Genomic DNA, 12,430 nt, shown 5'->3' on the forward strand with positions numbered 1-12,430 from the left:
CATGGGATAAACGTCAGAATTTGTGGCAATCGCCATAACCCTTATTCGGATTGCGGGATTTTAACGTCAGAGGACCGGAAATGAAAAGAGAAGATTTCTCCCTGCCCAACGTAACTCAACGGTTATTGGATCTTGTCTTTGATAAGAGAAAGCAAAAATTGATGGGTGAGTCTCTTGTCTGGTTTTCTGTAAATTTCCCTGCGATGGCCGACTTCCACGACCAGCACGACAAGAAGATCATCTTCTACAGCGTAGATTATACGATAATCTCCGACTCGGACACGGTAAAGGTTGTCTGAGCCAGTCAACTTGACGGCTCCTGCCGGACGAGGATTTTCTGCGAGTGAGTTAACCTGAGAAATTATCCGGTCTTGCACGTCAGCAGACAGACGTTTGAAGCTTCGCTCGGCGCGAGATACGAAGAGAATTCTATAAGCCATCGTCCTTGTGGTTCCGTCCAAGGTCTTTCAGGAGCTCCTCCCAAGGAATCAGTCTCTTGTCTTCGCTCGCTTCCTTTAAAGCTTCCAATGCGTCCAGCAAATCTAACTTATTTTCAACATCTTCCAAGAAATCCAAGTCTTCAAGGGATATTACGGCAATCTCCCGGTCGCCGACCTTCAATCGCACCCGCTCCCCTTCCTCGGCAACCCGAGATGCTACCGAAGAGAGCGCTGAATCTTGTTCTACAATGAGTGGCATGGTGTTCTCTCCTTCGAGGGCTTAGGTTATTCTACTGCATTTTCCGCCTCGTACGGCAAGTATCCTTGTTACATAAATTATTGTCTTTCCAGACTTGGGGAACCTTCCTTACAGAGAAGGGTTCCCCGGAAATTCATTCCAATAGCTTCTCGGCATTAGCCTCGTCGGGCTGCTCTGATTTCTTCCAGGTACATCTTGATCAAAGGGCTCATTTCGGGCGGCTGCCATTTAGCGTTTTTGGGCTCTTCGGGCCATGTAAATTCAAGGTTTCGCAATTCTCCCGGGCGGCGTGCATTTTCCAGTACAGAAAGTGTTTCAAGAAGGACCTGTTCTTGTCCCGCTTTGTCACCCACCTGGCCCAGCAGTCTGCCGTAGGGGTATTCTATTGCAGCAGTTCGAGGAACCCCCATGATTCTGTGAAATTCCGGAGTTGGTGTGAGCACTATGGTGGAAAAGCCTTTTTCTTCCAGGAACCGTGCAGCCAATCCAACGGACTGGCAACAGAAGGGTCAAGCAGGGGTGAGTATAACTGCGTCCACTCCTTCCTCGCGCATCTTCAGGCTCATAGGTTCGATGGCTTCGGTCAAAAATTCAGTGCTCTGCCATTGAAATCCGTAGAAAGAATATGCAGTCGGAGCGAGTCGCCCTATTCTTCCTTCTTTCTCTAATTCGGCCATAATACCCAGCGGCAGGATGACATTGATATCCTGCAAGATATATCCGGTATTGATATGGAGATGATTGACCGTGATGTCTTGTTCTGTAGTGTTTCGCGGCAGATATCTGAAAGATCGGTCTCCCCAGGTGGGTTCCTGTTTTTCCCGTTCCATGTCAAAAGGCGGATCGATTTTGCTGCTTATTCCCGCGCTGGTAATAAGGGTAAGCGTAGCTTCCTTCAAAGGCTTGGAGAGCGGAGTCCACGGGATTTCTCCCTGAAATTCGTTTTCGCCGGTGAAGGTGCGAATCCACGCGGCCAGACTTGGCGGCAGGAATCGAAATCCGTCCACGACTTTTCCGGATGGTTCCATAACGTGCTCCTTCTTGACAGAGATATGGAAAGCACCTCTCTATTCGCAGGGTTGCAAAGCCGACGCTTGCGAGAGGTTCATTGAATCCGAATGTACCGGGAATAATAATGTCGACCAGCACCAGAGTAAGAAGATATCTCAGACGATCCGAGAGGAGAACAATTTTTATCCGTGGAACGGCGAGATGTCTTCTAATGTCAACTCTGACCCGAGGAGCTCGCAGGCCCTTTCGACTAGACCGCGAATTATCTCAGCACGTTATGGCGAGCGGGGCACTCTGTGCCAAGCTGTCCATGACCCGCTGCAGCCGGTCCGCCAGGGCACTCGACCGCAAGTTGACCCCGACCCGCAGCGCTTTCATTCCCTTGACATCAGGGAGGTCGTCCAATTCCATTTCCTCGAGATCGTCATTGAGAAAGCCGCCATATTGGAGAAATGCCACGTGGAGACGCATTTCTCGTTCTTCTTCGAGACGGGAATAGACGATAGAGATCTTCCCCGGCTGGGTCAGACGCTCGGTCCCTTCTCTGATTGTGGCTTTGTCGATACGAGACCGGATGATTTCATGGGCTACATTGTAAGCACCATCCACATCGAAGCGTTTCTCGTCGAATCGGAATCGGATAGCGAGCGGATTGTGATTGACAAGGATGAGGTGTGTAGTCTCCAGAGGAACCTTCAGCGATCCGTTGAGCTGTTCCGTATGCCACGCAAGGCCACAGGCTACCATAAGTTGCCAGATGCGGAGGTTTCGCACGAAAAGCTCGTCGAATTCCCCGGTCTCCATCATGGAAGCTCCCATGTACACGACATAGTCGATGCCATCAGTCTGGTGCTTATCGAAATAGTGAGGGAAAATGGCCTGAGCTTCGGCCTCCTCGGCATCCAGGTATGCTGACATGCGTTCGTTGAAGAGTGAGACGCTTTCCTCGAAATCACGGCGTTTGTTGTAAACCGTGCCTTTTTCGGAATCTATCGCTGTTCGGTACGCCTCAATGGCATCCGCAACCCTCCCACCTAGCTCACGGAACCTCTTGAAGAGAGGCTCTACCTGGCTGTGGATGAATCCGAGAATCGCTGCTTCATCTCCTGTCGTAAAAGTGTCGCTGACGCGATCGAGATGGGCAACGATCTGAAACGCAAGCTCGTCCAGTATAGGTAACCGCCTCACCTCCGAGGCCGCGTGGACCACCGCCAGTGCAAGCGACAGATGATTCGTCATATCCTCACGTATGCCGGCATTGCGCGCGTGGGAAGAACCTCGAATATCCGAAGTGCCGTAGAGAGGATACACTTCGCGAAAAACAATGGGTTCCAACTCGGAGGCTTCGCCTTTTTGCGCGGACTCCAGGTGCTCGAGGACAGCCTTTCTGAATCGCCATTCCACGGTGGGATGCACTGCTGTGCACTTCTGTTTGATGACGCTTTCCACGTTCTTGTGCAGCTCATCCAGGGAGCGCGCGAGGGCCATGGAAAATCGCGGCACCAATTGGTCCGCGAGCATTTCGTGAGTCGGTCGGAACGCGTCCGGGTGTTGGGCGCCGAGGGCAACGGTTCCTATCAGTTCTTCCTGATAATGCAAAGGAACCACCATGAGCGATCTGAGGCCGCCTTCGAGAAGATCCATGTCGACAGTGGTGAGCGAAGCTTCTGCAGCCAGGTCCGGAACGCGAAGAATTCTTCCATTCTCCATGGCACGGTCAAAGACCGATCCATCGAAGACCTCCGCTTCCACGTGACGAGAGGCGGTGAAGATGCAGTTGCAGACCATATGACATCCGGTGTTGAGTAGAAGCACCCGATCCTCAAGGCACGCGGCAAGGCTCGAGGTGAGATCCGGCATGCGAAAGAGAGTACGAAGCCTCTGCTGGAGTCGCGCAAACCCTGGTTCCGAAATGAACGAGTCCTTGTCGATGAGATCTCTGTCCAACGCGGCAAGAACCTTCTGGTCCGTCACCTCCATAGCTTTTATGGCCACGAATCCCCGAAACTCGAATTGCTCGGGAGGAAGCACCTGCCTCAGAACCTCCGGTTGGTTCAGATTGGCCAGGATAGTTTCTCGCTGTTCAGGAGTGAGGATCTCGGGAGCACCCACTCGATGAATTTCCACAAAGCGGGTGTTCAGCGTGAGTGAAAAATATCTGTCGAGACCTGTCTCCGGGTCAGGGACCACATGAATCTCAGGGATGTCTATTCCCTCTTCAATGCCGTAACAGTTCTTCAGGATGAAGAAGTAGGCTCGCAAGATTCGTTTGCGTACGTACTCGTCGGGTGCGAGACACGGATGTCCCCTGTACGATCTGTCGCCGTTAAGAAGCAATCCCTCGAAATTGGGAGAAGCCAAAAACGGGCTCAAAGTAAAAGGGACCGCTGCGGCCATTGCTTCGGTATCCCAAAGTGCCCGCGGAAAAACAGCGTCCATAAGATAGCTGACAAGCTGGCGATGAGGCTCCAAATCCGCCAGGTTTTCGATCGGCTCCAGAAGAATAGGGATCTGCATCAGCGGCTCACGAAACCCCGCAGAGTGCGAGACGTCCTTCCCACAACCGGCGCCAGTGCACTGCTCCCAGAAGTCGACCAACGGTTTGAGATTCAGTACGCATCGAAACGGATAGTCACGCAGAGTGGTTTCCATGATCGGCCTCCTTCGGGGAATAGGCGCTAACCCAGAGTGTTCTTGGTTGGTTGTTCCGGAGGAACAACTGCAAATAGGCCGGCGATTCATCGCCGGTTAAGAAAAAACATAATGATTTCCGAGTCCCAGAAGGACGGCTGATACACAAATTCCCGGCAATGAATTACCGGGCTATTTTCCTTAGTCCCTTTGGGACAAAGAATTGGAACAAAGCTAGCGCACATGCCCCTTCGGGGTACTGCGCAGAGGCTATTTCGCCTCCAGGCCCAGATACTTCATAATGTGCTTCGCGAGTGCTTCGTCAACTTCGGCATGTCTCGGAACGGGTTGCTTTTGTCTTGTCATTGGATTCAAGTAGATGTCGTGTCGGGAGCCGTGGCGATGCAGGACACAGCCTGCCTGGATCAGTTGCCGAACCAGCTCACTTCTCTTCATAGCACAATTTCTTTGATCTCATAGGAATCCGGGACGTCATCCAGAGCCATGAGAAGGTAGGCATCGCGAAGATTGGCTTCCAACTCTTCCGGAGTCTCCCCTTGAGTCATGATCTCAGGATGCTCCAAGAGCTTGCCCAGCCAGAACTTGTCACCTTTCCAATAAATCATCGTGAGCTTTCTCTTCATGTCAGCACTCCCGATTTCCAGGAATCCGCGGCGGATCACGTTCACTCACACCGATCCGCAGAAAATCACCCATTTGCACCAATAAGTCCGCCCCTTATCGACTCCGGCCCTTCCGATGACCGGGGAATCAGGGATTCCTAGTTTAGAGTACTATCCTTCGGAGCCTGAGTCAAACTCCGGGGACATCCAGAGGTCAGTAGGAATAGAGAGGCTGCCATTTGGGCAGCGGTACTGTGAAGATCGCCATCGATGAGACCTAGTCCCCTCGATGGGCGCCAGGATCACATCGTGCTTGCCTTGGCGGCGAACGCGGGCCTATACTCCAGCGCATCGGAGGACAAGGACGGCCGTGGCGTTCCCGGCCCAGTCGATGGGCGTGCAGTTCGGGAGTAGGTTCTTGCACGGAAAAGAAGCTTCGGTCCCACATCTGATGCGAATCTGGTCATTGTGAGGTGTGAGACCTCGACTGGAGGAGCAGAATAACAAGGAGGGGCTCTTGGAGATCATCATTGTTCAGGTGCTTGGCGTCTTCACATTTCTGATAGGCTCTGTCTGGCTCGGGACCTGGATCAGGCGTGCCCCTGACAAGGACACGGCTGAAAAGGCCAGCCGTATCAGTCACTTGCTGTTCTGGAGCTGTCTGGTGCTGCCTGGCTCGATCGGTCTTCTCTACCCGGGCCTGACTCGTTACGATTCGATTTTGGGGGTGCCGTCGCTTCCACTGCAGAGCCCGGCATTCGCCGGTGGCCTTGTGCTGCTATTGGTGGGAATCGGCTTTCTGGTCAGATCGAACCACGCGTTGATCAGGCTCGGAAGGGGGATCGCAGCATTCCTGCTTACACGGCAAGTAGTCAGCGAGCAGGTCTACCACTGGGGCAGGAATCCAATGTCTCTTGGGTATTACCTGGCTTGTATAGGGATGGGCCTGATGGCGGGCTCCACCACAGTCACTCTTGGGGCCTTGTTCCTAATAATTCCTGTTCACATGTTTAACCTGAGATATTTTGAAGAACGTGAACTGGAGCTCCGATACGGACAACCATATCTCGAGTACAAGCGCCGCGTTCCCTTTCTTTTGCCGAAGCTCGGAAGAGGTTGAGGGATGTGCGCCTGACGCTCCGCTCAAGTGCAAGCAAGGCCGGGCGGATCAAAGCCAATCGCCAGAGAACTGAGCAGAGGCTGAAGCGTGGAAACGAGGACTGCAATAAAAGGCGCCCATATGAACGCAACAGCAAACATCGAAATCCGGAATGGTAAGCCATCAGATCATCAGAGCATTGTTTCCGTTATGCCCGATTGGTGGGGCGGACGGGATCTGTCGTCTTCGGTGCTGAAGATCTTCTTTATTCATTTTGCCGACACCACGTATGTGGCTGAAATAGGAGACGATCTGATCGGTTTCCTGGTGGGGTTCCTGTCGCAGTCGGATAAGGATGTGGGGTATATCCATTTTATGGGCGTTCATCCGGAGTACCGGAGGGCAGGTGTCGGACGCCGCCTGTATCAACGGTTTTACGATGGCTGTGCAGCAAACGACAGGCCGATTGTCAAGTCGTGCACTTCACCCATAAACAAGCTTTCCATTGCTTTCCACCTTCGCATGGGCTTCGAAATCGAGCCCGGTGACGGAATAGTTGACGGTGTTCCTGTCACGATGGACTTTCTGAGAGCCAATGATCCCAAAGTGCTTTTCAGAAAAGAGCTAAGGAAGAAATGAGAGCTCATCCGCAGGCCCTTCAGTAGGAGTTGAACATGATCATCCATAATGAGACAATGTCCGATGTCGACGCAATATCTGAGGTAACCAAAGCGGCTTTCGAAAACCCGTAACAACGATACCAGCATCAGCTATCTTTAGAGATATTTTTCGTTCCGTGATACTCCTGGAGCGAGACGACCCGGAATGTGTCTCCTCTTCGAATTGCTCTGAGTCCCAAAGACAACGCGTTCGCTCCGGCAATGGTGGTGAAATAGGGTACATTGTGATTCAGAGCTGCGAGACGAATCCTGTACGAATCCTGCATGGATTTCTTGTCTGCAGACGTGTTTATCAGCAGGGCAATCTTATTCTGGCGGATAAGGTCGATTACGTCGACATCACGTTTTTCATGGACCTTGTCGACGCGAGTACAGGGAATTCCGGCAGCTTCCAGAGCCACTGCAGTTCCATTGGTACACACGAAGGTGAATCCGCATTCCTTCAAACGACGGGCGACAATCACCGCATTGGCCTTGTCCGCGTGAGCTACGCTGAGGAACACCATGCCGCCTGACGGGATTGGAAAATCCGTACTGTACTGAGATTTGAGAAACGCCGGACCGAACTCCCGGTCGATTCCCATGACCTCACCCGTGGATTTCATCTCCGGTCCGAGCACGACATCCACGCCAGGGAACTTGATGAAGGGAAACACCGCTTCTTTCACGCTCACGTGATCGGGAAGAATCTCTTTCGTAAATCCCAGTTCATGGAGCTTCTTTCCAGCCATGACGCGAGCGCCGATCTTCGCAAGGGGCACTCCAATTGCCTTGGATACAAAGGGAATGGTTCTCGATGCCCTGGGATTCACTTCCAGGACGAAGATTTCTCCCTCTTTGAGCGCAAGCTGCAGGTTCATGAGTCCTTTCACCTTCAGCTCCAGAGCCAGCATGCGAGTAATGCGGCGGATCTCGTCCAGATGATACCGTCCGAGACTGTACGGCGGCAGTGAACAGGAAGAATCGCCCGAATGCACTCCCGCTTCTTCAATGTGTTCCATGATGCCGCCGATCACCACGTTTTCGCCATCCGCCACTGCGTCCACGTCTATTTCCACCGCGCCGGTGAGATATCCATCGACAAGGATCGGGTGCTCGGGCGAAGCCTGAACGACGTGCGTCAAATAGTCCTTGAGATCCTGTTCGTTGTGGACAATCTCCATGGCCCGTCCGCCAAGAACGTACGAGGGCCGTACCACGAGCGGATAGCCGATCCGCTCAGCCACTTCCATCACTTCCGCGTACGAATGGGCTATGTCGTTGGGCGGTTGATTCAGCCCCAGAGCTATGAGCATCTCTTTGAAGCGCTTCCGATCCTCGGCACGGTCGATTGCATCGGGCAGCGTGCCGATAATCGGAACTCCTGCCTCCCAGAGCGATACAGCGAGTTTCAGGGGAGTCTGGCCTCCGAATTGTACGATGACTCCATCAGGTTTCTCGCGTTTTACAATTTCCACCACGTCTTCAAAGGTGAGAGGCTCGAAGTACAGTCTGTCCGAGGTATCGTAATCGGTGCTTACAGTTTCCGGGTTACAGTTGACCATAATGGTCTCGTAATTGTCCTCTTTAAGCGCAAATGCACCATGCACGCAGCAGTAATCGAATTCGATCCCCTGACCGATGCGGTTTGGACCTCCACCGAGAATGACGATCTTCTTTCGGTCTGTCGGTGCGGATTCGTCTTCGTCTTCGTACGAGGAATACAGATACGGAGTATGTGCTTCGAATTCCGCTGCACAGGTGTCTACTCTCTTGTACACGGGGATTACCGTGTTCTTCTCTCTGAGCTCCCGAATATCCTTTTCGGTTTTTCCTGTGATCTGCGCCAGGCGAATATCCGAAAAACCGTACGCTTTGGCGTCACGCAGAGCTTCGGCAGCATCATCTGCCTCAAGCCTGCCGGACCTGGCAAGATCGGTTTCCATTTCCACGATTTGCGCGATCTGCCCCAGGAACCAGGGGTCCACTTTGGATGCTTCGTAAATGTCTTCCAGAGAAATCCCGGCTCGAATTGCGTCTGCCAGATACCACAGCCTTTCAGGCGTCGGTATCGCCACATGCTGTAGGATCTCACCCCGTGAGAGATCGGAAGGAAGTCTGGGATCAAGCCCATACACATCGATCTCCAGGGATCGGATCGCTTTCTGGAGCGATTCTTTGAATGTGCGGCCGATTGCCATGACTTCACCCACTGATTTCATCTGGGTATTGAGAACCCTGTCAGCACTGGGGAATTTCTCGAAAGTGAACCTGGGGATTTTGGTTACCACGTAGTCTATGGTGGGCTCAAAGGAAGCAGGTGTTTTGAGCGTGATATCATTGGCTATTTCGTCAAGAGTATATCCTACCGCGAGTTTTGCGGCAATTTTCGCAATGGGAAAACCCGTGGCTTTTGACGCCAGAGCACTGGATCGGCTCACCCGCGGGTTCATTTCAATGACCACCACGCGTCCGTTATCCGGATGCACAGCAAACTGGATATTCGATCCTCCGGTATCCACTCCGATTTCACGGATGATCGCAATGGACTGATCGCGTAGGATCTGGTACTCCTTGTCCGTGAGTGTCTGGGCAGGTGCGATGGTTATGGAATCGCCGGTATGCACGCCCATGGGATCGAAGTTTTCTATGGAACAGATGATCACGACGTTGTCGCCGCCGTCCCGCATGACCTCGAGTTCGAACTCTTTCCAACCGAGCACGGATTCTTCCACGAGAATCCTGTTCACAGGGGACACTTCCAATCCCCATCGGGCGAGATCGTTAAATTGCTCCTCGGAATACGCGATGCTTCCGCCTGTGCCCCCCAGAGTAAAGGACGGCCGTATAACATTGGGGAACCCGATTCGCCGGGCGACTTCCCAAGCCTGATCGATATTTTCCGCGTACCCGCTTTCGGGAAGATCCAGTCCTATATTGGTCATAGCGATCTTGAACAGATCACGGTCTTCCGCTTTCTTTATCGCGTCTATTCCCGCACCGATGAGTTCCACGTTATACTTCTGAAGCACTCCGGCGTCATGAAGCTCCACAGCCTTGTTGAGAGCCGTCTGTCCGCCGAGTGTGGGGAGCAGTGCGTCCGGTCGTTCTCGTTCGATGATCGTGGTGAGAATGTCGAGCTTGAGCGGTTCGATATAGGTGGCATCCGAGAATTCCGGATCGGTCATAATGGTTGCCGGATTCGAATTGACCAGGATGACGCGATATCCTTCTTCCTTGAGTGCCTTGAGAGCCTGGGTTCCTGAATAATCGAATTCGCAGGCTTGTCCGATGATGATCGGGCCTGATCCGATCATAAGTATGGATTTGATGTCTGTTCTTTTCGGCATAGTTGATGTGGTCCTGCAGGGAAATACCCGAAAATTGGTCACCGGAAACTATAGGTGGCGCAACGGAAAAATACAAGAGTATCTGCCCGGATTATGATCGGCTTCATGTCAGCATTGTCGAAAACCTTCCGGAAGGGTTATGTTTAGAGTGATGCGAGAGTTCATGAGAAATTTTGGTCAAATGAAATCCATTTCGGAAGTGAGGCATTTTCTCCTGGAATCCTGGAACATGGGATGGCCTATCATCCTGATCATGTTCTTCCAATTCCTCATTGGACTTACCGATGTCTACGTAGCGGGTTTGCTCGGAAAAGAAATATTGGCCGCTGTGGGGTATGTGGGTCAACTCTACTGGACACTCATGATTTTGGCCAACGGCATTACTGTTGGAACGGTGTCCATGGTCTCTCAGGCCTATGGAGCGAAACATCCGGAAGGTGTGGGGAGCATTACAGCTCACTCTCTTGTTTTGGGCGTCTTCATCTCTGGTGTGCTCACTGTTCTCGCTCAATTGTTTCCGGAACAGATAACGAGATTTGCCGGAATGCCCCCGGAAATTCAAGGAATTGCCACTGCGTTCCTGCGCGTCTTCTCGCTCGTGCTTATCCCGACGTACATCATGATCATAACGAGCGGTGTTTTGAGATCTTCCGGCCGGGTGCGCGTCGCAATGCTCAACAGTTTTGTCACTGCAATGGTGAATATCGTGGCCGACCTGTCGCTGGGGTTGGGATGGGGACCGATACCGGCTCTCGGGTTCATCGGGATAGCGTGGGGCACTGCCATTGCCACTACTATCGGCATGGTCTTGAATCTCGGATACGTGATTCGAGGAGAGAAACTCCAGATCCTGCATTCCCTGGGAAGACCTCTTCCTAGATGCATGCGGAATCTGGTGAAGCTGGGCGTGCCCACGGCACTCCAGCAGACTGCCTGGAACGCAGGAACCCTGGTTGTCTATTTTCTTGCAGGACAGCTTCAGGCAGGGGAAATAACGGCTCTTGCCGCAATGACCGCGGGCGTCCGGGTGGAGGCGGTAATCTTCCTCCCGGTATTTGCGTTTAATATGGCATCTGCAGTTCTCACCGGCACCAGGTTGGGAGCGGGAGATGTAAGCAGTGCGCGATCCGGTGCGAAGGCGACTGCATTGCTCTGCCTGGGAATTATTCTCCTGCCGGCAGTAGCGATTTTCTTTCTTGCGCCGTACATATCCGCTTTTCTTACAGAAGATGCTGCGGTTCGCGAAGAAATGACCCGCTATCTTCAGATCAATATGGTGGGAGTCCCTTTTCTGGCCCTGGGAATCACGCTTTCCGGTGCTCTGCAGGGAGCCGGTGACACATTCGGCACCATGAAGATCATTTTTACAGGAATGTGGATATTTCGTATTCCTCTCATTTTGGTGGTTGTCCACATTTTTCATGCCGGCGCGCTGGGCATCTGGTGGTCCATGACCGTTTCCATGGTGCTGATGTGCAGTCTTCTTGTGCATCGTTTTGTCGGAGAGAAGTGGATAACCGCGTCCAGAGACAAGCAGACGAACACCATGCTTTGGGAAGCCTGTATACCCGAAGACAGGCCCTCCGAAACCAAATAGGCGTTGACCAAATGTCGGTTCCTTCCTTGAATGCCCCGGAGGGGCAACCCAGTGGTAGCCGTGGGTGTCAGAGACTGTCTCAAAATTCTCGAATACACAACAAATCGTGCCACGATTCGCCATCTTCGTAGGGGTAGGCCTAGTGCCTACCCTTATTTGGGCGGACACGAGACCCGCCCCTACAATCAGTCCAGCAGGACGATGATAAATTCGTGCCACGATCCGGGGTAAATTTCGACTTTTGAGACAGTCTCGTCAACCCACGGAAACGATGTGTCGAAATCCTTGTTCTTGCCGACCCCGCCGGGGTCGTTTATCAGAGATTATGGACGCTCTGTCCCACGGGTTTCACCCGTGGCTACTGTCGGTTCGCTCCTCCGGAGCTCGAAATTTCATTTTCCCCCGAATAACTGAACACTTACGTGAGCGGTATGAGCATTTGTTCGCAAAGAGTATCGGGATTGTCCATTCAGCAGTTCCGTTAAATGTTGTCATTGCGAGGAGCGCAGCGATCCAGCGTCTCGCGGGACAATCGCCCGGGACTCAGGCGCTTAATTTCAGGCGATTGCTTCGCTCTGCTCGCAATGGCAAGCTTTAAGGTCGCAGTAAGCATGAGGACCCTAAGGATTCTCGTTGTTCACTCTCGAGTGGTTCTGGTGTCGATCTTTTCTGCTTACTCACCACAATTTATAAGGATTTTCCTTCCCCGGATAGAGAATGAACAACCATCTACAAAGAAGAGGAACAAAATACTTTTTCCT

At 52.5% G+C, this 12,430-nt stretch carries 11 protein-coding genes; 3 read left to right on the top strand and 8 right to left on the bottom strand.

The genetic code is table 11. The annotated features are described in order from the left end of the window. Positions 1–122 precede the first annotated feature (122 nt). The 7 genes from DESTI_RS31790 to DESTI_RS15930 form a co-directional block, all read right to left on the bottom strand. Positions 123–440 (bottom strand): type II toxin-antitoxin system RelE family toxin, encoded by a 318-nt coding sequence (locus tag DESTI_RS31790; protein ID WP_052316062.1) that lies wholly within the window; start codon positions 438–440, stop codon positions 123–125. After that, the gene (locus DESTI_RS15905; RefSeq protein ID WP_014810989.1) at positions 430–699 is read right to left on the bottom strand and encodes a hypothetical protein; all 270 of its coding nucleotides are present in this window, start codon (positions 697–699) and stop codon (positions 430–432) included. The genes DESTI_RS31790 and DESTI_RS15905 overlap by 11 nt, the downstream gene beginning before the upstream one ends. A gap of 155 nt (positions 700–854) precedes the next feature. Beyond that, the gene (locus tag DESTI_RS15910) at positions 855–1,184 is read right to left on the bottom strand and encodes a hypothetical protein (protein WP_041286247.1); all 330 of its coding nucleotides are present in this window, start codon (positions 1,182–1,184) and stop codon (positions 855–857) included. A gap of 24 nt (positions 1,185–1,208) precedes the next feature. Continuing rightward, complete coding sequence (locus DESTI_RS15915; protein ID WP_014810991.1) at positions 1,209–1,727, bottom strand: glycine/betaine reductase B; 519 nt, start codon at positions 1,725–1,727, stop codon at positions 1,209–1,211. A gap of 250 nt (positions 1,728–1,977) precedes the next feature. Beyond that, the gene (locus DESTI_RS15920) at positions 1,978–4,362 is read right to left on the bottom strand and encodes a GAF domain-containing protein (protein ID WP_014810992.1); all 2,385 of its coding nucleotides are present in this window, start codon (positions 4,360–4,362) and stop codon (positions 1,978–1,980) included. Between the two features lie 249 nt (positions 4,363–4,611). Further along, a complete protein-coding gene (locus DESTI_RS15925; protein ID WP_014810993.1) occupies positions 4,612–4,797 on the bottom strand; it encodes a type II toxin-antitoxin system HicA family toxin in 186 nt (61 codons plus the stop codon). Continuing rightward, positions 4,794–4,985 carry a type II toxin-antitoxin system HicB family antitoxin gene (locus DESTI_RS15930; RefSeq protein WP_014810994.1) on the bottom strand — a complete coding sequence of 64 codons (192 nt, stop codon included), beginning with the start codon at positions 4,983–4,985 and terminating at the stop codon, positions 4,794–4,796. Before DESTI_RS15930 ends, DESTI_RS15925 begins: the two co-directional genes overlap by 4 nt. A 496-nt stretch (positions 4,986–5,481) precedes the next feature. On the opposite strand from DESTI_RS15930, the gene DESTI_RS15935 reads away from it, so the two are divergent. Together DESTI_RS15935 and DESTI_RS15940 are read left to right on the top strand one after the other, a co-directional pair. Next, positions 5,482–6,084 (top strand): methyltransferase family protein, encoded by a 603-nt coding sequence (locus DESTI_RS15935; RefSeq protein WP_014810995.1) that lies wholly within the window; start codon positions 5,482–5,484, stop codon positions 6,082–6,084. 87 nt (positions 6,085–6,171) lie between these two features. Continuing rightward, positions 6,172–6,702: a GNAT family N-acetyltransferase gene (locus tag DESTI_RS15940; RefSeq protein ID WP_014810996.1), complete on the top strand. Its 531-nt coding sequence runs from the start codon at positions 6,172–6,174 to the stop codon at positions 6,700–6,702. Between the two features lie 127 nt (positions 6,703–6,829). On the opposite strand, the gene carB is transcribed toward DESTI_RS15940, so the two are convergent. Next, on the bottom strand, positions 6,830–10,072 hold the full coding sequence (carB, locus tag DESTI_RS15945; RefSeq protein WP_014810997.1) for a carbamoyl-phosphate synthase large subunit: 3,243 nt from the start codon (positions 10,070–10,072) through the stop codon (positions 6,830–6,832). Between the two features lie 163 nt (positions 10,073–10,235). On the opposite strand from carB, the gene DESTI_RS15950 reads away from it, so the two are divergent. After that, complete coding sequence (locus DESTI_RS15950; protein WP_169316381.1) at positions 10,236–11,669, top strand: MATE family efflux transporter; 1,434 nt, start codon at positions 10,236–10,238, stop codon at positions 11,667–11,669. The last annotated feature ends 761 nt before the right edge of the window (positions 11,670–12,430 follow it).

The sequence above is a fragment of the Desulfomonile tiedjei DSM 6799 genome, assembly GCF_000266945.1.
GTDB lineage: Bacteria > Desulfobacterota > Desulfomonilia > Desulfomonilales > Desulfomonilaceae > Desulfomonile > Desulfomonile tiedjei.

What these genes read in the sequence shown, in the direction of transcription:
- DESTI_RS15920 (WP_014810992.1), bottom strand. Translation starts at nt 4,362, where the DNA reads ATGGAAACCACTCTGCGTGACTATCCGTTTCGATGCGTACTGAATCTC.
- DESTI_RS31790 (WP_052316062.1), bottom strand. Translation starts at nt 440, where the DNA reads ATGGCTTATAGAATTCTCTTCGTATCTCGCGCCGAGCGAAGCTTCAAA.
- DESTI_RS15925 (WP_014810993.1), bottom strand. Translation starts at nt 4,797, where the DNA reads ATGAAGAGAAGTGAGCTGGTTCGGCAACTGATCCAGGCAGGCTGTGTC.
- DESTI_RS15905 (WP_014810989.1), bottom strand. Translation starts at nt 699, where the DNA reads ATGCCACTCATTGTAGAACAAGATTCAGCGCTCTCTTCGGTAGCATCT.
- carB (WP_014810997.1), bottom strand. Translation starts at nt 10,072, where the DNA reads ATGCCGAAAAGAACAGACATCAAATCCATACTTATGATCGGATCAGGC.
- DESTI_RS15915 (WP_014810991.1), bottom strand. Translation starts at nt 1,727, where the DNA reads ATGGAACCATCCGGAAAAGTCGTGGACGGATTTCGATTCCTGCCGCCA.
- DESTI_RS15930 (WP_014810994.1), bottom strand. Translation starts at nt 4,985, where the DNA reads ATGAAGAGAAAGCTCACGATGATTTATTGGAAAGGTGACAAGTTCTGG.
- DESTI_RS15950 (WP_169316381.1), top strand. Translation starts at nt 10,236, where the DNA reads ATGAGAAATTTTGGTCAAATGAAATCCATTTCGGAAGTGAGGCATTTT.